The 21,387-nt window shown below is 45.5% G+C and carries 19 protein-coding genes and 1 pseudogene; 7 read left to right on the top strand and 13 right to left on the bottom strand.

Going from position 1 to position 21,387, the window contains the following annotated elements; translation table 11 throughout:
• Positions 1-9 precede the first annotated feature (9 nt).
• Positions 10-609 (top strand): Uma2 family endonuclease, encoded by a 600-nt coding sequence (locus QUB51_RS24310; protein WP_333263609.1) that lies wholly within the window; start codon positions 10-12, stop codon positions 607-609.
• Positions 610-672: 63 nt separating this feature from the next.
• On the top strand, positions 673-2,319 hold the full coding sequence (locus tag QUB51_RS24315) for a mucoidy inhibitor MuiA family protein (protein ID WP_333208992.1): 1,647 nt from the start codon (positions 673-675) through the stop codon (positions 2,317-2,319).
• Positions 2,320-2,410: 91 nt separating this feature from the next.
• Here QUB51_RS24315 and QUB51_RS24320 read toward each other — a convergent pair whose 3' ends face one another.
• The 5 genes from QUB51_RS24320 to ebsA form a co-directional block, all read right to left on the bottom strand.
• Positions 2,411-2,902, bottom strand: a complete 492-nt coding sequence (locus QUB51_RS24320; protein WP_333208994.1) for a YajQ family cyclic di-GMP-binding protein — start codon at positions 2,900-2,902, stop codon at positions 2,411-2,413.
• A gap of 138 nt (positions 2,903-3,040) precedes the next feature.
• Positions 3,041-3,457 carry an MAPEG family protein gene (locus QUB51_RS24325; protein WP_333055489.1) on the bottom strand — a complete coding sequence of 139 codons (417 nt, stop codon included), beginning with the start codon at positions 3,455-3,457 and terminating at the stop codon, positions 3,041-3,043.
• A 15-nt stretch (positions 3,458-3,472) separates the two neighbouring features.
• Positions 3,473-3,976: a DNA recombination-mediator protein A gene (locus tag QUB51_RS24330; RefSeq protein ID WP_190744281.1), complete on the bottom strand. Its 504-nt coding sequence runs from the start codon at positions 3,974-3,976 to the stop codon at positions 3,473-3,475.
• 245 nt (positions 3,977-4,221) lie between these two features.
• Positions 4,222-5,319: a phosphotransacetylase family protein gene (locus tag QUB51_RS24335; protein WP_333055465.1), complete on the bottom strand. Its 1,098-nt coding sequence runs from the start codon at positions 5,317-5,319 to the stop codon at positions 4,222-4,224.
• A 1,655-nt stretch (positions 5,320-6,974) separates the two neighbouring features.
• Positions 6,975-7,349 (bottom strand): type IV pilus biogenesis protein EbsA, encoded by a 375-nt coding sequence (gene ebsA, locus QUB51_RS24340; RefSeq protein WP_333208996.1) that lies wholly within the window; start codon positions 7,347-7,349, stop codon positions 6,975-6,977.
• A gap of 246 nt (positions 7,350-7,595) precedes the next feature.
• Here ebsA and QUB51_RS24345 point away from each other — a divergent pair, with 246 nt between their 5' ends.
• The 4 genes and pseudogenes from QUB51_RS24345 (at position 7,596) to QUB51_RS24360 (ending at position 13,254) form a co-directional block, all read left to right on the top strand.
• Complete coding sequence (locus QUB51_RS24345) at positions 7,596-9,113, top strand: glycosyltransferase family 2 protein (protein ID WP_333055464.1); 1,518 nt, start codon at positions 7,596-7,598, stop codon at positions 9,111-9,113.
• Positions 9,114-9,451: 338 nt separating this feature from the next.
• Complete coding sequence (locus QUB51_RS24350) at positions 9,452-10,681, top strand: succinate--CoA ligase subunit beta (RefSeq protein ID WP_333055463.1); 1,230 nt, start codon at positions 9,452-9,454, stop codon at positions 10,679-10,681.
• 331 nt (positions 10,682-11,012) lie between these two features.
• Positions 11,013-12,285, top strand: a pseudogene (gene iscB, locus QUB51_RS24355) (RNA-guided endonuclease IscB).
• A gap of 72 nt (positions 12,286-12,357) precedes the next feature.
• The gene (locus QUB51_RS24360; RefSeq protein ID WP_333055462.1) at positions 12,358-13,254 is read left to right on the top strand and encodes a CoA-binding protein; all 897 of its coding nucleotides are present in this window, start codon (positions 12,358-12,360) and stop codon (positions 13,252-13,254) included.
• 236 nt (positions 13,255-13,490) lie between these two features.
• Here QUB51_RS24360 and QUB51_RS24365 read toward each other — a convergent pair whose 3' ends face one another.
• Positions 13,491-14,192 (bottom strand): alpha/beta hydrolase, encoded by a 702-nt coding sequence (locus tag QUB51_RS24365; RefSeq protein WP_333055461.1) that lies wholly within the window; start codon positions 14,190-14,192, stop codon positions 13,491-13,493.
• A 412-nt stretch (positions 14,193-14,604) separates the two neighbouring features.
• Here QUB51_RS24365 and hpsL point away from each other — a divergent pair, with 412 nt between their 5' ends.
• Entirely contained in the window at positions 14,605-16,269 is a 1,665-nt protein-coding gene (hpsL, locus tag QUB51_RS24370) for a hormogonium polysaccharide biosynthesis protein HpsL (RefSeq protein ID WP_333055460.1), read from the top strand.
• Between the two features lie 141 nt (positions 16,270-16,410).
• On the opposite strand, the gene QUB51_RS24375 is transcribed toward hpsL, so the two are convergent.
• The 7 genes from QUB51_RS24375 to QUB51_RS24405 all read right to left on the bottom strand — a co-directional run.
• Complete coding sequence (locus tag QUB51_RS24375) at positions 16,411-17,787, bottom strand: DPP IV N-terminal domain-containing protein (RefSeq protein WP_333263612.1); 1,377 nt, start codon at positions 17,785-17,787, stop codon at positions 16,411-16,413.
• 68 nt (positions 17,788-17,855) lie between these two features.
• A complete protein-coding gene (locus QUB51_RS24380) occupies positions 17,856-18,302 on the bottom strand; it encodes a hypothetical protein (RefSeq protein ID WP_333209002.1) in 447 nt (148 codons plus the stop codon).
• The gene (locus QUB51_RS24385; RefSeq protein WP_333263615.1) at positions 18,299-19,171 is read right to left on the bottom strand and encodes a ParA family protein; all 873 of its coding nucleotides are present in this window, start codon (positions 19,169-19,171) and stop codon (positions 18,299-18,301) included. The genes QUB51_RS24380 and QUB51_RS24385 overlap by 4 nt, the downstream gene beginning before the upstream one ends.
• A gap of 142 nt (positions 19,172-19,313) precedes the next feature.
• Complete coding sequence (locus tag QUB51_RS24390; RefSeq protein ID WP_333263617.1) at positions 19,314-19,841, bottom strand: hypothetical protein; 528 nt, start codon at positions 19,839-19,841, stop codon at positions 19,314-19,316.
• A complete protein-coding gene (locus tag QUB51_RS24395) occupies positions 19,842-20,549 on the bottom strand; it encodes a hypothetical protein (protein WP_333274265.1) in 708 nt (235 codons plus the stop codon).
• A gap of 72 nt (positions 20,550-20,621) precedes the next feature.
• Complete coding sequence (locus QUB51_RS24400) at positions 20,622-20,906, bottom strand: hypothetical protein (RefSeq protein WP_333263622.1); 285 nt, start codon at positions 20,904-20,906, stop codon at positions 20,622-20,624.
• Positions 20,876-21,387, bottom strand: a 512-nt coding sequence (locus tag QUB51_RS24405; RefSeq protein ID WP_333263625.1) for a tetratricopeptide repeat protein, incomplete at its 5' end; no start/stop codon positions are given. The genes QUB51_RS24405 and QUB51_RS24400, both read right to left, overlap by 31 nt.

The following is a 21,387-nucleotide window of genomic DNA, read 5'->3' on the forward strand; positions in this document are numbered from 1 at the left end:
AAAAAAATCATGCTTCAAACTGTAGACAATCCAACAATTTCTCCTGCGGCCGAACAGCGTTTTACTTGGCGCGGTTTGACATGGCATCAATTCAAAGCAATTCAAGCTAGTTTTGAAGACGTGCCGAATGTACGCTTATTTTATTGTGATGGAGTTCTAGAAATTGTGGGAATCAGTAAACCTCACGAGGCAATTAGATGTCTGATTGCAGCGCTACTGAGCAATTTTTTTCAATTTAATAGAATACAATTTTTTCCGAGTGGCAGTTACAGTCAAATTGTTGAGGGGAAAGTCGAGTATCAGGCAGATTTGTCTTATTGTTTCGGAACAGATAAAGATGTTCCCGATTTGTGTATTGAGGTAGTCATTACTAGCGGTAGTCCGATTAAACTTCAGAAATATCGACTGATGGGAGTCCCGGAAGTCTGGTTTTGGGAAGATGGCACTCTAGAGCTTTACCATCTGCGAGAGGAAGGTTACGATCGCATTGCTAGCAGCGAAATACTGCCGGAGTTAGAGTTGTCTTTGCTGAAGCGCTGTATTTTGTTTGCTTCGCCTTTGGATGCGCTTGAGGAATTTTCTAGAGGAATGGGCGATCGGGAAAATTAATCGACCAACTACTTTTGAAATAGCTCGATCGACTAAACGGTTATTAAATAGGAGCAACTGGCAATGACTGACTCAGAAATACTTAATTCTGATACCATTAAAACACTAAATACTAGCATATCCGAAGTTACAGTTTACACCGATCGCGCTTTGGTGACGCGCCGCGGTACGGTATCTCTGACGGGAAACGAGCGAGAATTGGCGATCGCCTCTGTACCCGCAACCCTCGACACAGAGTCAGTCAGGGCCACGGGTGCGGGTACAGTTGCAGTGCGATTGCTGGGAGTGCGAACCGAAACAGTGTTTAGCAGCGAACCAGTGGGCGATCGCACCGCCGAATTAACCCAACAAATTCAGGAGTTACAAACCCAAAGACGGGGAATTAACGACAAAATAACCGCCAGAAAAATTCAGCTCAAATTTGTGGAAGGTTTGAGCGAAAAAAGCGTCGGATTCTTTTCCAGCAGCATCGCCAAACAGCAGGTAGGTTTAAACGAAACTGGCGAATTGCTCAACTTTTTAGGAACTAATTACCTAAAATACATAAGTGCGATCGCCCAACACGAAAAACAGCAGCGCGAATTAGACAAGCAAATAGAAGCTTTGCAGCAACAGTTGCGCCAAGTACAAACTCCCCATTCTCAGCAAAGCTTTAACATCATTGTTGCCATTGAACCCAGCGGCATCGGCAATTTTGAACTAGAAGTTTCCTATGTAGTCATGCGAGCCCGTTGGACTCCCCTTTACGACTTGCGAGTCAACACTAACAACAACCAAATTAATCTCAATTACCTAGCCGAAGTCAATCAAAATACAGGCGAAGATTGGACGGGAGTAGCGCTGACTTTATCTACAGCAAAACCCGGAATGGGAATGCTACCCCCCAAATTAGAATCCTGGTATATCGATATTCTTCGCTCAAAATCGCCTCCAGCAGAATTTCACAGAGCGGGAATGACAAGAAGTATGGCATCATACGATTCTAAATCAGGTGCAAACGAAGTAGCATTAGCCATGATGACTGAGCCTAGTGTTTCTGCAGCACCCGAACCCATAGAAGCTCAAACCGCCACAGCCCAAATATCGAAAGAAGGCGGCACCGTCTCATTTCAAGTAGGCGGAAATACCAAGATTCCCAGCGACGGCACACCGCACAAAGTTACTATTTTCGGCGAAAATTATCCGTTTAAACCTGAATATATAGCCGTCCCGCGATTAGTCAGTTTTGCCTATTTGCAAGCAGTTGTTGTGAATCCGCTGACAGGTGCAACTCTGCTTCCCGGTAAAGCAAATATCTTTCGCGATAACACTTTTGTCGGCAGTTTGCAGTTAGAAAATGTTTCCCCCGGCCAAGAATATAAACTGAATTTAGGAATAGATGAACGGTTAAAAATAGAGCGGGAATTAGTAGAAAGACAAGTAGATAAAAAACTGATCGGTCAGCAGAGGCGCACGAGTTACGCTTATCGCTTAAATGTGACAAACTTGCAGCAGGTGCAGGTACACCTGACACTACAAGAGCAATTGCCAGTCAGCCGCAATGAACAAATTAAAGTGCGATCGACTCTCACTAATCCGAAGATAGTAGCAGGTGAAATGGGACTGCTAGAATGGATAATGTCTCTGCCGCCGCAAGCAAAGCAAGAGTTATATTACCAGTTTGTTGTCGAACATCCTCCCGACTTAACTGTCACGGGTTTAGATATTTAATATTAAGTAGGTAAAAAGTTGTTTCTAATCAGGACTAAAGTCCTGATTCGTCACCACGTATGAGGACTGAAGTCCCGATAAACTATCAAATTTACCTGTAATTGGTAAACTGCAAAGCCATCGGATAGTCTTCTTGCTTCAAGCGTTGAATCACCAACTGCAACTCATCCTTATCCTTAGCCGAAACCCGCACTGCATCACCTTGAATCGAGCCTTGAATCTTTTTAAACTCATCTCGAATTAATTTAGTGATTTTCTTGGCAATTTCCTGGTCAATCCCTTTTTTCAGTTTGATTTCTTGGCGTACTCTAGTACCACTAGCAGCTTCAATTTTCCCATAATCAAAAATTTTCAGAGACAAATTGCGCTTGGCGGCTTTAGTTTGCAAAACAGTGTGAATTGCGTCGAGAGTAAATTCGCTGTCCGTATTGACAGTAATTGCTTCAGCGCCCAATTCTAGAGTGGTTTTTGTATCTTTCAAATCGTAGCGGCTTTGAATTTCCCGCACAGTTTGGTCAACAGCATTGACTAATTCTTGCCGATCGAACTCGCTGACAATATCAAAGGAATAACTAGCAGCCATAAATTAGTAATTGGTAATGGGGCATTGGGCATTGGGCATTGGGCATTGGGCATTGGCCAAACAGGGCATTGGGCATTAACAACTAACCAATAACCAATAACCAATAACCAATAACCAATAACCAATGACTACTGAAAATTAGCCGTTAACAGCCATTAAACTGAAATAGAATAAAGAAACAGTGCAAGAAGAACTAATCGCAAACATGAGCGATCGCCCCAGTGGCACATTGAGAATATAGAAAACCGAAAACAACAACCGGGCGATCGTAAAAGCGATCGCAGCCCAACCCGCCGGTTCCGAATCTACCCCCGTCACAAAAGCCATCAAAGCCGCCGCTGAAAACAGCATAAACGTCTCAAACGAATTTTGGTGAGCCCAAGTTGCCCGCTGAGCGTAAGCAGGCAACCTCTCAAACATAGCGCGGGGGGCTGCTTGGTCATAGCCTAGCTGCAAGCGGGCGAACGCCACCACCAAAAACGGTGCGTACACCAGCGCAGCCGCAGCAGCAATACAATCAAGCAGAATAACCGACACAGGTAATCCCAACAGCATCATCCGCCTCGCAGTTCAATCAAAATAGAACAGAGTAACCACCTTGCGCTGTTCCTCCGCATCCTGGCAAGTTTTCAGCAAAGTGTGGCTTTCGTGAAAAGCAAAACATATCAGTTGCTGGCAGCGAGAAATAATCTCCTGATTGCACATGGCGCTTGCTTCCGGGAGAGACAAGCTATCATTTTTGGGATTTTCTACCAAATGTATCACTTGTTCGAGTTGGTCGCGAGACTCCCGAGGCTGGCGACTCATGCTTTGTGGCAAAATCACCGTCAGCAGATTAGGATCTGCTCGCATTGCCCCCCGAATTGCGGCTGAATTGGTGCCTGTAGCGCCAGAAGTGATGAGCTGATTGCCTCCCAGAACTATGGCGTAGCTCAGCATCTCAATTAGCTGCTGGTGGGTAATAGGAACGTGGCGAGAACCCAAAAGAGCAATCCGCTTGGAGCCGGTTTGCTGGATCGCCGCAAGTTCTTGTAAAAAATCATCTACTCTGGGTAGCTCAATTGATTGACTCAAAGAATTTATTAAATTAAATAAAACTACGTTGTGGATTTTAGCAGACTCACTAGCCATTGCCGCCAAAAAGAAGTTAAGAATTGCTGATTTACGGGATCAGACTAGAGGAGCGGGAGAGTTGAGGAAGCCAGAGATCAAGGTAGAATTCAAGAAAAATTGAGAATTTAAGAATTTTACCTTTTTATTTATTTAAACAAAAAGTTCTCTCTGCCGAATACCTTCTTCTCTCAGCTCCGGCTCTCTTCTTAATGGACTCGATCGCCCAGGCCCAAGGATGCCATCATGCCATCAAGGTCAAAATGTTCTGCCATTAGCTGAGTAACGCATTCCACCTTGATCGGTTCGTGCAGGCGCACGCTGCCAAAGGTGCTGTCGATAATTTCTACCGTGGTTAAGGTATCCAAATCAACAGACAAAACCGGAATTTCCATTTCTTCTGCCCTGCCAATCACTAGGGGAGAAGGAGGCAAGTGGCCTGTCAAAATTAAGCACTGAGTCGAGCTCTCCAGAGCAGCTAGCTGAATGTCCGTGCGATCGCCCCCCGTCACCACCGCCATATTTCTCGCTTTGCGGAAATACTTCATAGCCGAACTAACATTCATCGCGCCAATTGTCAAGGTTTCCACCATCAAGTCCAAACGGTCTCGACGGCACAGCACATCAGCTTTTAATTGGTGCACCAATTCTTTGACGCTGACACTTCGCAGCAAAGCACTTCTCGGCAGCATTCCCAAAACTGGAATACCCGCAGCCTCCAGAAAAGGCCGCACAGTCGCCGTTACCGATTCGAGTTTGTCCGAGGGAACGTCATTGAGTACCACGCCCAGCAACCGCGAACCCAAACGCTGTTTAGCCGACAGCAAATCGTCTATATACAGATCGATCGGGCGAGCTACCAACAGCACAGAGGCATCAACTGTCTCAGCGATTTGAGCCAAAGACAAGTCAAACAGACTGCCTTCCTCCAAATTAGCTGGGCCTTCTAACAGCGCCAAGTCTCCGCTGGGAGCTTGCAAATATTGCGCTAAAGACTGGCGGTAATCTGTCTTGTCTTCTCCCCGCAAACGCTTGTGAACCGTCTCTTCATCCAAATACAGCAGTGTTGACGGCATCTGACTTTCTGAGAGATTCAGCGTCTCTACGGCGAACCGCACGTCTTCGTCCTCTATCCCAGCTCCGGGCGAGCTCAAACAGGTTCCCAGAGGTTTGCCGTAGGCGACTGCCAGTCCTTTTCCCCGGAGTCCGAGTGCCATCCCTAGGGCGATGGCAGACTTGCCACTGTAAGCTTTTGTGGAACCGATCAGCAAATATTTAGTCAATTTGGGTACGCCTTCAATCCTCAATGTGCACCTGTCTATTTCAATAAATTTAGTTTTTCAACAGTATTTCTGAACTGAGCCTCAATTTAGAAATAATATATTATACTCGATTATACTCGATTTTGTCGCTTTTGGGCAGATTGTTTTTTGGCGAAAATTTTTTATTTACCTGTTCGCAACCATTTTCTTCCCATTCTTTTTACTTGATTTTGGAAAACCAGTTTTTAAATTGTTTGTTTTGCCAGCAGTTTTTGATAATTATTTATCGCTGATATTTTTTTAATCAAAAATTTTAAATTATAAATTTTTAGTCATGTTTCTTGCTATAATTAGATATTAATACCGACTTTTATCAAATAAATATAACAGGGTATAAGTGGGAATTTGACTAGGAATAACCTATTAATAGGGCTTGGTGCAGTTTTTGTTGGGTATATACCAATCCTCGCATCATTTGTGAATTTCTTACCCCCTCCGCTTCGTAAGGGAGGGTTGGGGTGGGGTAAAAAAAATACGACTCCTGCAAGGATTGTTATAATACAGGTATTTTGTAGGAATCAAGCCCGGTGCTTGCCCGATCATTCTTGCATATAATCGACAATCGATATAGCAATCATAAATAATTCATGTAAATTTGTAGGGGTAGTGCTAAGAGTGCCTACCCCCTATCTATCGGGGCAACTGGGCGTGGGATTGCCCCTACAATAATTACGCGAATGATTTAGGGTTGCTATATGTATTATTAGTTATTCATTATTAGTGCGATCGCCCGCGTTAAAGCTGAACACTGGCAATGCGAGCAATAAGCTCCTTATAATCGGGATTCTAGCTTCTAAACACATAAATTGTCGGGCGGCGCGGGCTGGAATTTCGGCAGCCTTTGGGCTGATTGCGATGCTAGGCAGATCGCCGTCAAGGGCTGTAGATTAATTTTCCTTGGGCGGATCTACAGCGCTTTCCTCTCAGCTACCGAGTCGCAAAATTTGAACGAAATCGGACGGCGCGATTCGCCTAACGGCGATAGCTTCGCTCGCGCTTACTCGCACAGCACCCATGTCCGAAATAGACTTTTGGACTTTTACCAGAACAAAGTACAGTAGTTTTCAATTGGATGAAATACAGGTAGCGAACTCTGTATCACGCTCAACTGAAAACTGCGGTAGATTTACTTTAGCAATGGGGATAAGTGCTGACCCCCAAAGGGATTATTGAGAACGATCCAACAACTCACTTACTATTTCCGCTTCTCAAATAAAATTGGCTCCCCAATCATGTAATGTTGCCGTCGTGGCTTTACACTATTGGTGGGTCAGTTATAGCGCCCGTCAATCGATTTGAGATTTGAGATTTGAGATTTTAGATTGAAGAAAGCAAGCCCACTGATAAATCCGGGGGCTGGCGATCGGGATTCTGAGCTTTTTTCTCGATCCCCGAATCAATCCGGGGGCCCCGGATTAAATTGCTTGATTGTCAATTGCGGACTTTCGGGAGTGCGACTATCGATTTTAGATTTTAGATTTGAGATTTTAGATTGAAGAAAGCAAGCCCACTGATAAATCCGGGGGCTGGCGATCGGGAGCGAGGAGCTTTTTTCTCGATCCACGAATCAATCCGGGGGCCCCGGATTAAATTGCTTGATTGTCAATTGCGGACTTTCGGGAGTGCGACTGCGGTGAAAGTTATTCATCCATTCGCATCAGCTTGCGGTAAAACGTTTTAGAAAAATCGACAGTACGAGTTCGCTGAAAAGTCAGGAGAACCTCAATTAAGCAACTAACAAACTCAGAGCTTTGCATAGTCACTTCGTAGCTGAGATCAGCATTGCCGTCAAACAACACCCGACAGCGGGTTAAGTCGATCGGCAGCGACGAGATATTCCAACTAGCGACAAACGGCACGCTCTCCCCGCCGTCAATTTTTCTTGCTCCCTCCAAGGTTTTGAGCTTGTAGAGGCCAATAGCGTGCGGTAAAAACTTACGCCTGGGCTCTTGACAGAAAGGCGCGTAGACTTTCACTTCTTTGTCATCGGCTGGCTTGAGTTGAGGAATAGACATATTTCCACCTCAGACAATTATTACTAACAGATAGTTTAGATCCCCTGAAAAAACTAGCAGATATTCCAGGTCGATCGCAAGCAAAAGTCAAGCTAAATACTCTATGCAGTACCTGTTTACCAGGGCCGTACAATCACCGAACCCGCTGGTTGTCCTCCCGTCCGCTTTCGACAAAAGCCCAGAAACTGATACAGTAGATGCTTATATCTAAAATCAAAAACTATTGGTGGTTGAATCAAGTAACCTATGCAGGAGAGTTCTTGGCCAGAAAACGACGCTCGCAGCGAGCTTAACTTGGACATCTCTGATTTAGCTCAAGAAGAGCTCAAGAGTTTGACCTCGAACTCGAAGCTGAGCAAAGTATTTGCTATATCAGACATTGGCGACAGGGTGTTTGACGCGGAAACAAAAGCAGAGCTCCCGGTGGCGGTGTCTGTGCCGGGAACTCCCTCCTTTCCTCAAAATCTGTACCGGGGAAGGCGCGGAAAAGCTGCCGCAGTGCTGGCTGCGATTTGGGCCGGCACGATCGCCCTGCACTTGATTTCTTGGGGTGCGTGGGTAGTGTGGGGGTTGACGGGACTGCTGTGGATGCAAGCATTTCGAGTTTTGTTTGCCCAGCCCAAGCCCGCACTGCCGCCTCTTGCGGATGAAAGTCGAGAGGATTGGCCCTATGTGTCGCTGCTGGTAGCGGCGAAAAATGAGGAAGCGGTGATTGCCCGATTCGTAGAATCCATCTGCAATGTAGATTATCCGATCGACCGCTACGAAGTTTGGGCGATCGACGATCACAGCAGCGACGCCACGCCGCTAGTATTGGAACAGCTAACCAAAAAGTACCCCCAGCTCAAAGTATTTCGCAGAGGAGCAAATGCCAGCGGCGGCAAGTCGGGAGCACTGAATCAAGTGTTACCGCTGACTCGCGGGGAATTTGTGGGAATATTTGACGCCGACGCGACGGTAACGCCAGACTTGCTGCGCCTGGTACTGCCGGTGTTCGATGCAGAAAAGGTAGGGGCTGTGCAAGTCAGAAAAGCCATCGCCAATGCTTCGGTAAATTTTTGGACTCGCGGCCAAGAAGCAGAAATGGCTCTCGACAGTTTTTTCCAGCAGCAGCGGATTGCGATCGGCGGCATTGGAGAATTGCGCGGTAACGGCCAATTCATGCGCCGCACCGCCTTGGAAGGCTGCGGAGGCTGGAACGAGGAGACGATTACCGACGACCTGGATTTGACGGTGAGGCTGCACCTAGACCGCTGGGACATTGAATTTCTCTCTTTCCCAGCCGTGTCAGAAGAAGGAGTCACTAACGCTCGCGCTCTGTGGCATCAGCGCAATCGCTGGGCAGAAGGTGGCTATCAGCGTTATCTTGACTACTGGCGGCTAATTTTGCGGAACCGCATGGGAACTGGGAAAACTTGGGATTTATTTGGATTTTGGGTATCTCAATATTTCTTACCCACAGTAGCCCTACCCGACTTTGTGATGTCAATTGCGCTGCGCCGGATGCCGATCGCCAGTCCCATAACTTTTATGACCCTTACATTGTCGGTGGTGGGAATGTTTGTCGGTTTGCGCCGCACTCGCAAAGAAACCAAATTTGACGTAAGGCGAGTTTTTCTCACCGGGCTGCAAACGCTGCGGGGTACTGTGTATATGTTCCACTGGCTGCTGGTAGGGACTGTAACGGCTCGGATTGCGGTACGGCCCAAGCGGCTCAAATGGGTCAAAACCGTCCATCAAGGCGCTGTTAATAGCCTCAAGTAAACAATTCGCAGAAATATCTCGGCACAGTATGGCCGAAAGTCCGAAGATTTTGCGAGACAAAAAAACACCAACGCTCGCCAAATATCTCCCTGCCAGATCCTAAGAGTAAAATTTGGCAATTTCGAGAAAAAAACACTTTGAAACAGCTTAGGTAATAGGTAATCGGCGAGCGGTAATAGCGAATAAGTAATCGGCCATACAAAAGTCTAAAATTAAAAGATAAAAGCGAGAATTTTTAACTTTTAACTTGACAAAAAACCAATTACTATCTATTAATTATGAATTGCCAATTAGGACGAATTGCTTGTTGCCAACTACCCGTCACCCGTAATTGATAAATGGATTTGTTAGAGTACCAAGCTAAATCATTATTTCGCCAGATGGCAATTCCGATTTTGCCGTCGCAGCGGATTGACAATCCCGCTGACCTCAAAGGACTGAAAATTCCTTACCCCGTTGTACTCAAATCGCAAGTGCGGGCTGGGGGACGGGGCAGGGCCGGCGGTATCAAGTTTGTAGAAAATACGATCGATGCAGTAGCAGCAGCCCAAACAATTTTTAATTTGCCGATCGAGGATGAATATCCCCAAGTCCTGCTGGCAGAAGCAAAGTACAACGCCGACCAAGAATTGTACTTAGCGGTACTCCTAGACCCCGTAGCGCGACGCCCGGTGCTTCTGGGGTCGAGCCAAGGAGGTATGGATGTCGAAGGGTCGATCGACCAAATGCAGCAAGTTGCCGTAGATCAAGAATTTTCCCCATTCTACGCGAGGCGTCTCACGCTGAAAATGGGATTGCAGGGAGACTTGATTCAATCGGTGAGCACTATTGTCGAAAAAATGTACCGACTGTTTGTCGAAAAAGATTTAGATTTAGTAGAAATCAATCCTCTCGGCATCAGTCCAAGGGGAGAGGTAATGGCTTTAGACGGTAAAGTCACCGCCAACGACGATGCCTTGGGACGACATCCAGATTTGGCAGCACTCTCGGAGAAGAAGCTCTTGGGCGGGTTGGCACGGGAAAGAAGAAGTCCCCATGCTGGGGGCGATCGCTCCCATTCCCAGTCCAAGGTTCAGCAGTCGCCGGAGTTTGACCCCAAATCTAAATCCCCAATCTCGAATTCCGAATCCCTGCAATTAATCGAACTAGACGGGAATATTGCGATTTTGTGCAACGGAGTGGGCCTGACAATGGCAACTCTAGATGCTGTAACCCACCAAGGAGGAAAACCAGCTAATTTTGTGAATATTGGTTCCCTAGACCGCTACTATGCAGCAAATGCCCTGCGCGATCGCGTGGAGTTGGGTCTGGAGTTAGTCGCTCAGGATAAAAGCGTTAAGGTGATACTTGTAAATATTTTGGGCAGCGCCTCCAAGACTGAGGAAATAATCGCTGCAGTAGCCGGCTATTTGGAACGGAAAGCTCGCGCTAACCGCCACATCCAAGTTGTGCTGCGACTGGTAGAGATCGATGCTGATGCTGTTAAAAAGCGTTTGGGACAGTTGCCGGTGCAGCTAGCTAGCACTTTGGATGAGGCTGCGGCCGCTTCTGTATCCTCCGCCAAGTAGGGGCAGTCGATCGGCAAAAAATGAGATTTCTTTACAGATGAAGGCCTTCTGCTTTTTACAGATCGAGTGTCAAGTGGGAAAAAGTCAATCACCCGGCGCTGCTCGGAGTACCGAGACAGCGCGGGCACAGAAATTGCCTAGTTGACCAGTCTAAGTGGTTCGCCCACTACGTTTAAGGTAAGTGTTGAAGTACCTACCGGAGGATGCGTGCTAGTCTTCCGCTCTAGAACTTAAAAGTTAAACAGGTGTAAGGGTTAAGCCAGTGCTTTTAAGATAGTTACCGACCTTAAACATTGACGAAGCAAACATTACCCCGTAAGGGAGGACTTAAATGTCTAATTTGGTTTTTGTACTTGATACCAAAAAACGACCGCTCAATCCAATCCGCCCAGGATTGGCACGTAAATTGCTAACTATTGGCAAAGCTGCTGTCTTCAAAAGGTATCCATTTACGCTAATTTTGAAAGTAGAGGTAACAGTACCGCAAAAACCAATCACTCTCAAAATAGATCCTGGCTCTCGAACTACTGGAATTGCGTTAATACAAGGAGAAAACGTAATCTTTGGTGCAGAGCTAACACACCGAGGACAAGCTATTAAAGCCAGCCTTGAATCTCGCCTTTCATTGCGTAGAGTCAGGAGAAATCGCCATACCCGCTATCGTCGGGCTAGATTCTCAAACAGGACTCGCCCTAAAGGTTGGCTAGCCCCAAGTTTGCAGCACCGCGTCGAAACAACACTGACATGGGTGACTAGATTGATGAAACTCGCCCCCATTGCTTCTATTGCTCAAGAGCTTGTCCGATTTGACTTACAGCAATTAGAAAACCCAGAAATTTCTGGAATCGAGTACCAACAAGGCGTTTTGCATGGCTATGATATCCGCGAGTATTTGTTGAACAAATGGGAGAGAAAATGCGCTTACTGTGGTGAAATAAATACACCATTACAAGTCGAGCACATTCATCCCAAAGCCAAAGGCGGAGCTAATCGCATTTCTAATCTTTGCCTTGCTTGCGATGCTTGCAACAAAAAGAAAGGTACTCAAGATGTTGAGCAATTCTTGTCTAAAAAGCCAGAGATTTTGAAGCGGATTCTATCTCAAGCAAAACGTCCGTTAAAAGACGCAGCAGCCGTCAATTCGACTCGTTGGACATTATTTAATCGACTCCGTACAACTGGCTTGCCTGTTTCTACAGGTAGTGGTGGCTTAACGAAGTTCAACCGCATTCAATTAAATTTACCTAAAACTCATTGGCTAGATGCAGCTTGTGTCGGAAAGGTTGAGTCATTGAAGATTTTAACAAGCAAGCCACTATCGATCAAAGCAACTGGTCACGGGACACGTCAAATGTGCCGCACTGGCAAATTCGGCTTTCCATCTCGCTATGTTCCCCGGTTTAAGTTTGTTAAAGGTTTTCAAACGGGAGATATTGTCAAAGCGATTGTAACCTCTGGCAAGAAAATTGGTACATACGTTGGACGTGTTGCCGTAAGAACCAGTGGCTCATTCAATATTTCCGCCGAGCGAATTAGTGTCAGGGATTAGCCACAAGTATTGTTCAGTTATTCACAGAAAAGATGGTTATTCGTATGCAGCATAAACCTTGCCCCCCTTTTCCTCTCGCCGCTGACCTGGGTACAGGTACAGCGGGAGTCTCCAAGGGGGAAGAAAGATGAATTTAACTCCTGAAAGCAAAGTCCTAGTACAGGGCATTACAGAATCTCCCGCGTCCACCCGCGCCGCCCTGATGATGAAAGCATACGGCACGAATGTAGTCGCCGGTGTTAGTCCCGGTCGGGGGGGGCAGGAAGTGGAGGGAATTCCGATTTTTGATTTGGTAGAACAAGCAGTGGCGGCAGTGGGTCAGGTTGACACTGCGGTAATTTTGGTAGACGCTTACTCCGTGCTGGATGCTGCTCTAGAAGCGATCGCCGGAGGAATTCGGCAAATCGCGATCGTCACAGGGGGAGTGCCTCCTCTGGATATGGTGCACTTAGTCAGAAAAGCAGAAGCCACCGAAACTTTGGTAATCGGGCCCAACAGTCCGGGGATTATTGTGCCCGACAAACTGCTGCTGGGAACTCACCCCAAGGAATTTTACACTCCCGGCCCGGTGGGAGTGATCAGTCGCAGCAGCACTTTGACTTACGAAGTTGCCCTAGAACTGACGGAGGCCCGGTTGGGACAGTCGATGGCGGTTTGTATTGGTTGCGACGCGATTGTCGGTTCTTCTTTTATGCAGTGGCTGCAAATTTTGGACGAAGACGACAGTACGGAAGCGATAGTTTTGGTGGGGGAAGTTGGCGGGTGGAGTGAACAAGCTGCAGCTTCTTACATCGCCTCGGCGATCGACAAACCCGTGGTTGCTTATCTAGCCGGCCGCTACGCTCCCAAGGGGCCGTCTTTGGGCCACGCCGGCATCCTGATCAGTTCTCGCGCTGCTGCCCAGAAAGCCTTTGGAGTTTCGGCCCCAAACAAAATGGCTGCCTTTGAAGAGGCGGACATACCTGTGGCGGCTCGACCTTCCGAGATTCCTAAGTTGCTCAAAAAATTGCTCAAGAAAAATTGATTGCTTTGGGAGTTTTCACACAAGTCCTAACCCTCTTGGGGGTTGGGATCAGGGTAGGGCGGGGGCGGGTTTGGTCTCATATCATTTCCGGTTAAACCGGAATGATGGTTGACTGTTGACTGTTGACTGTTGACTCGATTTTATGATTCTGATGCAACCGGAAACGATATCAAAAGTGTCTGCAGAATGCCACAACAGCCGCTTCAACCCGCCTTTAGGACACATTTATGATTTTTTTACCAAAGCCCTCTGACCGGCATCACAGGCTGCGGTTGGGGTGCTGGCAATGGCGCGGCGCGGCGCGGCGCTGGAGGCGGAGTTGTTGGCTGCACGCTGGGGCGAGGTTCGATCGGCCTTTCGGTGGGATTTGTTTCAGTTGTGCGAGTTGTCGATCGCGTCACATCTTCAAGCAGGCTTCGCAGAGTTCCAGCTATACTCTGAACTTTCCCAACAGCGGTGCGAAGGCTGGCAACATCTACGTAAACCTCCTTGAGAGGATACTTTTTCAGGATTTCTAGCAGCGATACCTTACCGTCATCCCCGGATGCCAGGATCACCGCTGCCCGCAAAGCTTTCCCGCTTTCTGTGCGGCGCTGAGTCCGAATTGCTTGACCGATGTCGTCAGTGATCTTTTCTCCTGGGGTGCTGTAAACTACCCTCGCCAGATTAGCAGGCTTTAAACCAATTTCTAAACCCATGAACCCCCGCAGTAATTGCGCGTCCATTTTGGAGAACCGGATAATTTGTTGGAGGGTTGGCGTCGTCGTGCCGTTTTTAGCAAATTCTTCTAAGTCGCTGACATTGATGGCTTGTCTGATCGGGCCAAATGTGAGGACTACTTTTTCGGCCCCTAATGCTCTACTGCTGCTAGATAATATGCTCCCGCTTGCTCCTAAAACTAGGGCAATGCCGATCGATACAAATTTTGTTAATTTCATATTCACCGCAACATTAAAATTATTTTTTCGAGATTTGTACATTTTTGTACATTGTACAGTATAGATGCAGCAGTTATATTCTACAAGGTCGCCAGTCTAATTTGTGCCCGCGTCACACCGACAATCTCGACCGAGACTTTTTCTTATCTTGACTTTAAGAATAAGTAAGGATAGTCAATTAAATAATTTCCCTTTTTTCTTGTGGGATGGGCCTAAGAGCCCGCCCAGAAAGGACGGGCTCTTAGGCCCATCCCACAACAGTCATGAAAAGTGGATTTTATTTAATTCTCATCCCTAACCATATCTGCCGACCTATTTTTGATTCTCTTCATTCTGCCTTCTACCTTGTACATCAGAGTGCCTTCTACATCAGAGTGCCTTCAGCCTTCTACATAAGTGCCTTTTAGAAATTATGTTGAAAACCAAGCGCAAATCCAAGAAATCCAAACACAAGCACAGCGAAAAAACCACAGCGCTCAGCAAAAAAGAAGTAACTGCACAAAAACGCAAAATTTCCCAAAAGCGCAATGAAGTGGTGCAGGCGATCGCCATAAGCTGCTTAATCACCTTTGCTCTCAGCATTCCCCTGTTTTTCGTAGCCGGCCCTAAGATTGCTATTGGAGGAGGCGCAGCCGCAGCCATCTTGCTGCTTTCCTACAAATACCCCCGTCAAGCTTTGTGGACTTTTCTAATTTACCTGCCTTTCAGTGGTACAATTACCTACGCAATTGGCGGCGGCAATCCTGCATTTCAAGTAGCCAAAGATGCTTTCTACATACCAGCTCTCATCGCCCTAATTCAAAGCTGCAAAAATAAACAGTTGCCCCTGTTCATTCCCAAACAAATGCTTTCTACCTTCAGCATCCTGTTGATGATGGCAATGCTGACTTTAATTTTTGTCAACGGGGAGATGCAGCTCAACCCTAGGGGCGGCGACAAACCAATTCTGCAAGGAATTCTCGGCTTAAAAGTATTGATAGGTTACATACCGCTGATTGCTTGTACCTATTATCTGCTCCGCACTAAGAAGGATTTGGTGTTTTTTAGTCGAATGCACATCGTTTTGGCGATCGTTTGCTGCCTTCTCGGTTTGATTCAGTACCTGTTGCTGCAAAGTGGAAAGTGTGCGGGAACCAGAGGCATGATCGGAGCAGAATTATATAAAGCAACGCTGGAAGCTAGATGTTTTGTCGGCGGTTCTTTAGTGTTCAGTCCAGAAGTCAAGTTTGTCCGCTTGCCGGGAACTTTTGTCGCGCCTTGGCAGTGGGCGTGGTTTTTAATTTCTAATGCTTTTTTAACCTTTGCCTCTGCCTTTTGCGATCCTTCATTCTGGTGGCGCGTTATCGGTTTATTTGGCATGGCATTAGTATTTGCCAATGCAGTTATTTCCGGTCAAAGAGCTGCTTTAGTTATGGTTCCAGTTGCTACAGCAATCCTGCTAGTTCTCACCGGTCAATTAGTTAATTTAAAACGATTTATTCCCATTGGTGCAGGACTGGCGATTCTGCTATTTGTCGGTGCAGCTATTAACCCGGGAATTATCGAGCAGCGGTGGGATAGTTTTGTTAGTCGCTGGAATGCTGCACCGCCCCAACAGTTTCTCTTTAATCAGTTCGAGCAGAGCAACAATTTTATCATTGATAGACCTCTGGGCAGAGGTGTGGGACGAGCAACTAATTCAACGCGAATATTTGGTGCAACGCAGCTAATTGAAACTTTTCAACCTAAGTTGATATACGAACTAGGTTATCCGGGAATGATTAGTTTTCAGATGATGCTTTTACACTTAGCTTTTCTAACTTTTAGAGCTTACCGATCTGTCAAGGACAAAAGTTTGCGGAGTTACGGAGCTAGTTTTTGGGTGTTTGTTGCCTTTATTACGATCAATACTCAATACTATCCGCTGGATGTAGATCCAGTGTCGGTGTATTATTGGGTTTTAGCTGGAGCGATTTTAAAGTTGCCCAAAATTGATAAACAGGTACAGGATGAAAAACAGCAGGAAGTTGAGTCAAATGAATTGCAAGTTCACCAGCCATTAAAGGAGAAAAAAATTCTTTCATCTTCCCCAATTTGAGAATTATTCTGAGTGTTGAGTTTGGTGGATTTTTTCTTGTTAAGTAACCCGCTTTCGCTGCGGGGGAATGCCAATATAGCCCGCCCTGCTGGGTTTATCTGTGATCGAACCCACCCCTACAGCATATTGTGGCTCTTAAGTTTACTGCGGTTGCCAAACCGGATTGCCAGGATACAAATCTTTGTCGTTTGTCAATTTAGTCAATCCTGAACCGTCCAGATTAATTACATACAACTTGCTTTTTTTGCCTTCGGTTTCATTATATATAAAAGCAATTTGGTTGCTGTCAGAATACCAAGCTAATTCTGAAATTTGTGACGGTTTTAGCCTGGTAGCTAGTTGATTTAGCTGGTTGCCGTCAGCATTGATTGTGTAGAGTTTTTGATTGTTGAACTCTCCGGCGACGAAAGCAATAAATTTGCCATCCGGCGACCACGAAATTTCGTCGTAGTTTCTGGGTTTTTGGGTGAGGTTCTTGGCTGTCCCCCGGTTAATGTCGAGCAGGTAAATATCTTGCTGTTCGCCTGCTGAATCGCCTGGTTTATTGTAATAGTAAGCAATTCGGCTGCTGTCTGGCGACCAAAATAATTTGACGTTGTAAACCTGATGTTGCGGGTTGTTTGTCAAATTTTTGAGGTTGGTTCCATCGGCATTAATTGTGTAAATTTGCTGTTTCGGATAAGCGCCGAACAGGAAAGCAATTTTTGTGCGATCGGGCGACCAAGCAAGTTGACTGCCGCCGGATATATATTCGCCGGGAGTTTTAGTTAGTTTGGTCATTACCGAACCGTCGGCATTCATTTTGTAGATATTTTTATCCTTGACAAATGCTACTTGCTGACCGTCCGGCGAAAGGTAAAATTCTGATGAAATTTCTGTTTTAGGCGGCTCTCCTCCTACTTCCAAATTCCTAACTAATTTAGTTCCTTGGATGCCAGAAGTGTCGCTTGTATAAAGTGATTGACTGCCGGGAGTATCAGAGGTAAACCCGTCGCAAGAACGGGCAAAAATAAATTTCTGGCTGTTGGAAAACCAAGCTATTTCAAAATTAGGTGCTTTGCAACCACCCTCAGCAAACTGTTTAGTTAGTCGAGAACCGTCAGCATTGACTGTATAGATGTCGCTGTATCCGCCAACGAAAGCCAGTCGCTGGCCGTTGGGCGACCACACGAGGGGACTGTTAACATCTATATTAGGTGTAAGTTCGCGGCGACCGGAACTGGTAGCATTGAGGGCAAATAAACTGTTTCTGGGCTCGCTGCCCCGCATCTGGAGGGCGGTAAACGCTAGTATCCTTGGTTTTTGGGCTGCGGTTGGGGGAGGGCTGTGAAGGCTCAAAAACAAGCTGATTAAGACTGTTAGGGAGATGAGGGCGATCGCACTTATCGGCCATAATTTATGGAAGCTGAAAAGTTGCAGAATTTGCCACAAGCTTTTCAGGGGCGGCCAAGATTCCCAACCCCTAGTCCCCACACTCAACTGAAAATCTTGTGGAACAAGCTTTTGTGGAACGGGCATCTTGCCTGTTCCATATCGCAGAGGGAAATGCAAGTTAAAACGCATTTTATCGATTCCTCTGCTAATTTTCAAAGTGTTTGTCGGTCTATATGCCGCGACAGCCTCAAACTCTGTTTAATTCTGCCAATAATTAGCTCAAACATTTTTTTGCGGGACGGATTCTTGCTGCTGGGTGGCATCCCTAACTCGCAACACATTAAGTTCAAGTCAGTTGCACTCATGGCCAACAACTTTTGCCTCACCTCTTCTTCATTACCATTCTTAGCTTGTAAACGCAGTTCTTCATAAACTTCTAGAACATTAGCCGCCGATAAATTAGCAGGTTTATTAACATCAGCACCCCTAGGGATATCCGAAGCTTTTGAGCCAGCAGACATCACTCCCCGCTTGACTTGAGTCTCAAGCCGGGTTAATTTTCGAGCAACGTCCCGCAAGATTTCCTTAAGTTCGCCAATTTCCTCAACTAACCCCCCGCTTTCTTGTTCGGAAGCAGCCAAACTTTCTTTTTTACTCATTTCAGATACTCCTCACACTCGCGCCAGAGTTTTTCAAATTCTCTAACTAATTCTCGCGGCAGTTCTCCCTCATTAATCGCCCGTTTTAGCCCGACGCTTTCCCGAATCGTCGATTCTAAAAATCTAACTTCTATGTTATTATCTTTGGATATCTCATCGCAAAGTCTCTTTACTTCTCTCATGTAAAACTGAACTTCATTTGTCAGCAATCCTCCATAGGTTTTAGCTTTATTCATAAAGACTGCTATCTTGGGAAACGGATAAGGCTCAATCCGTTTCTGAAGCGAGTTTAAAACTAAACTCAATCCCCTAGAACCAAAATAATCGGGATTGACGGGAATTAATATTAAGTCGCAGCAAGAGAGTACGCTGTAGGTGAGGAGACTGAAGGAAGGCGAACAGTCAAAAAGCATCAAGTCGTATTTGGGGAGATTGGCAGAGTTGGCGATTTTGCCGATGAATCGGCGGATGAAGTCTTTAACACTTTTCCCCTCAAATCCATCGATATCCAACCAATACAATTCTTCAACTGAAGGGACAAAATGCAACTGTTCGTCAATCTGATAAATGGTGTCGAAACCAACGGGAAATTTAAAATTCTGTCCGGCTTTTTTAAAGACTTCTAGGGCGTCGTAAATTGTAAGTCTATGCTTGAGAGATTTTTCGTACCACTTACCAAATTTGTCATCTAAATGACCTGTATTTTCGTTAAGTCCGATCGCCTCTGTGAGCGACATTTGCGGGTCTAAGTCTAACATTAGAACTTCTAGGTCTGTGCTTTGGGATATAATATTTCCCAGGCTCCAGGTGACGGTGGTCTTTCCGACACCGCCTTTAAAGTTGATTACGGCTATGGATTTTGGACTCATGGCTGGCTTTGTTTAGATTTTGCTCAAATATAAATTAAAACATATTGTGGCGGTTAGCGGAGAGGGCGATCGGCCTGATGTGTCAATTGACATGAAATATCGAATAGTTCCTCCTATGTTGGCTTAGATAGACGAATTAAATTCAACTCACAGCCAGAAGCTCATTCAGCTTATTTTTTAACTCTGGGGATGCCATTAATGGATTATAGACTTCCCCCTCATATGGTTGCCATATATAACTAGGACTAAATGGTCGAAAAACTGGTAATATTTCTAGCCCATGAGTAAGTTCCTTTGCCAAAACTAATCCCGGAATAGATAAATTAGATAAATCCTCCATAAGTTCACTATAGGTTCTGAATTCATCAACTTCAACCCCAACCAAAGCATAGCGAAAGCAAGGAGCAAACCGTAGATTTAGATAAAATAAAATACCTAACTCAGTCATCACATAAGCACTTTCAGGGCTATCTATTCCCGCTTCACTAACATTATTGGGATAAACCCGACACCACCAGTTTCGATCCATATCTTGAAAAGTATCTGTTCGACATAGACATTTGCGATTATTTGACAGCATCCATTCTATGCCCTCAAAGTGTTGAGCAAATTTATTAACATTGGCTTCATCAGAGCCACACTCTGCCGATAAACTGAATATCCACGCCATCTAAGTAGGAGACTGAAAAGTTTTCCTATACAATGCCAATACTTGATTATTTTGAGTAAAATCTGATGTGGCAGTTTTATCCAATTTATCCAATATTGCAATAACCATGTTTGAAGTAGTTTCACAAGCCCATTTAGCAGCCTTAGCATTGCTAACTAGCAATGTTATTGACTGAACACTTGTATGCTGTTGAAAAATTCCCTTACTTCGGAGCTTTTCTATGAGTTTCCGTCCTACATACTTATATATTTTATCTTCATCAGGCTCTATCAGATCTTCGGGCTTAAGATGGACTAAGCAATCACGTAATTTGAATAAGTCTGCAAAGTCTTGGTAAGGGGAACTTCCTTTGTCAAACTTGCTTCCCAATGCCTCGCTGGCTAACATAAACTTTTCCCCTGTACTTTTCCACTTACCATTAGGCTTTTTGGCAGGTATACCGTCTGTGCTAGATTCCTCTATTGCATCGATTAACTTATCAAGCCAATTCTCACTAAATCCAGACAGCTTTTCCATCTTTGCAATGGCTAGCAACTCATTAATAAATGCCTCAAGTGCCAGAGCAGAAAAAACAATTGCGACCATTGCATCCCTCTGTTTATGCTTTTCATTACCTTTACTTGCTTTCTGGTATCCATCTTTTGCAATTTCAAATAAATAATCGGAGTCTATAATAAATCCTGGGGGTGGTTGCATAGGTTTCTTCATGTGTAATCTCTTTCTAGCATCTAAGGTTGGCTTTTAGGATCAAGTTGCTTGAGGCGTTTTGCCTTTCCCATGTCAATATCCTCTTCCCATAGTTCTTTCTATATCTTGTACAACTTGTTCAACAGCACCAACAAAACTTAAATCTTTGCGCCAGTAATGACACGCAAGAAAAGCACCTAAAACTGTCTCAATAAAATCATCAGCAGTAGGCATCAAGTTTCTTGTCAGCACTGTGACGATTGTGGAGCGGAACTCTTCAATCTGTGCCTGGGTATATTCATCATACTCAGGATTACCAGAACGACCAACATCAACAACTTTAATCCTTACCCTGTTGTGACTATCACCTTGTACCATAGTTCCATTGCCTTTTCATAGTAAGCCATTTGGCCTTGTGCTTTAAACAATTGTGCGGCTTTCTGTAAATCCTCAAGAGCCCCTTTTTTATCTCCTAAATCATAACGGACTAGACCCCGGTTGTAGTAGGCTTGAGCTAAGTCAGGCTGAAGTTCAATCCCTTTATTATAATCGGCGATCGCCCCTTGTTTATCTCCTAATTCGCTACGGACGCTACCCCGGTTGTTGTGGGCTTGAGCTAAGTCAGGCTGAAGTTCAATCGCTTTATTAAAATCGGCGATTGCCCCTTTTTTATCTCCTAAATCATCACGGACTACACCCCGGTTGGAGTAGGCTTGAGGATAGTCAGGCTGAAGTTCAATCGCTTTATTAAAATCGGCGATTGCCCCTTTTTTATCTCCTAATTCGCTACGGACTAGACCCCGGTTGTAGTAGGCTTGAGCTAAGTCAGGCTGAAGTTCAATCGCTTTATTATAATCGG

The organism is Microcoleus sp. AT8-A3 (assembly GCF_036705675.1).
In the GTDB taxonomy this organism is placed as follows: domain Bacteria; phylum Cyanobacteriota; class Cyanobacteriia; order Cyanobacteriales; family Microcoleaceae; genus Microcoleus.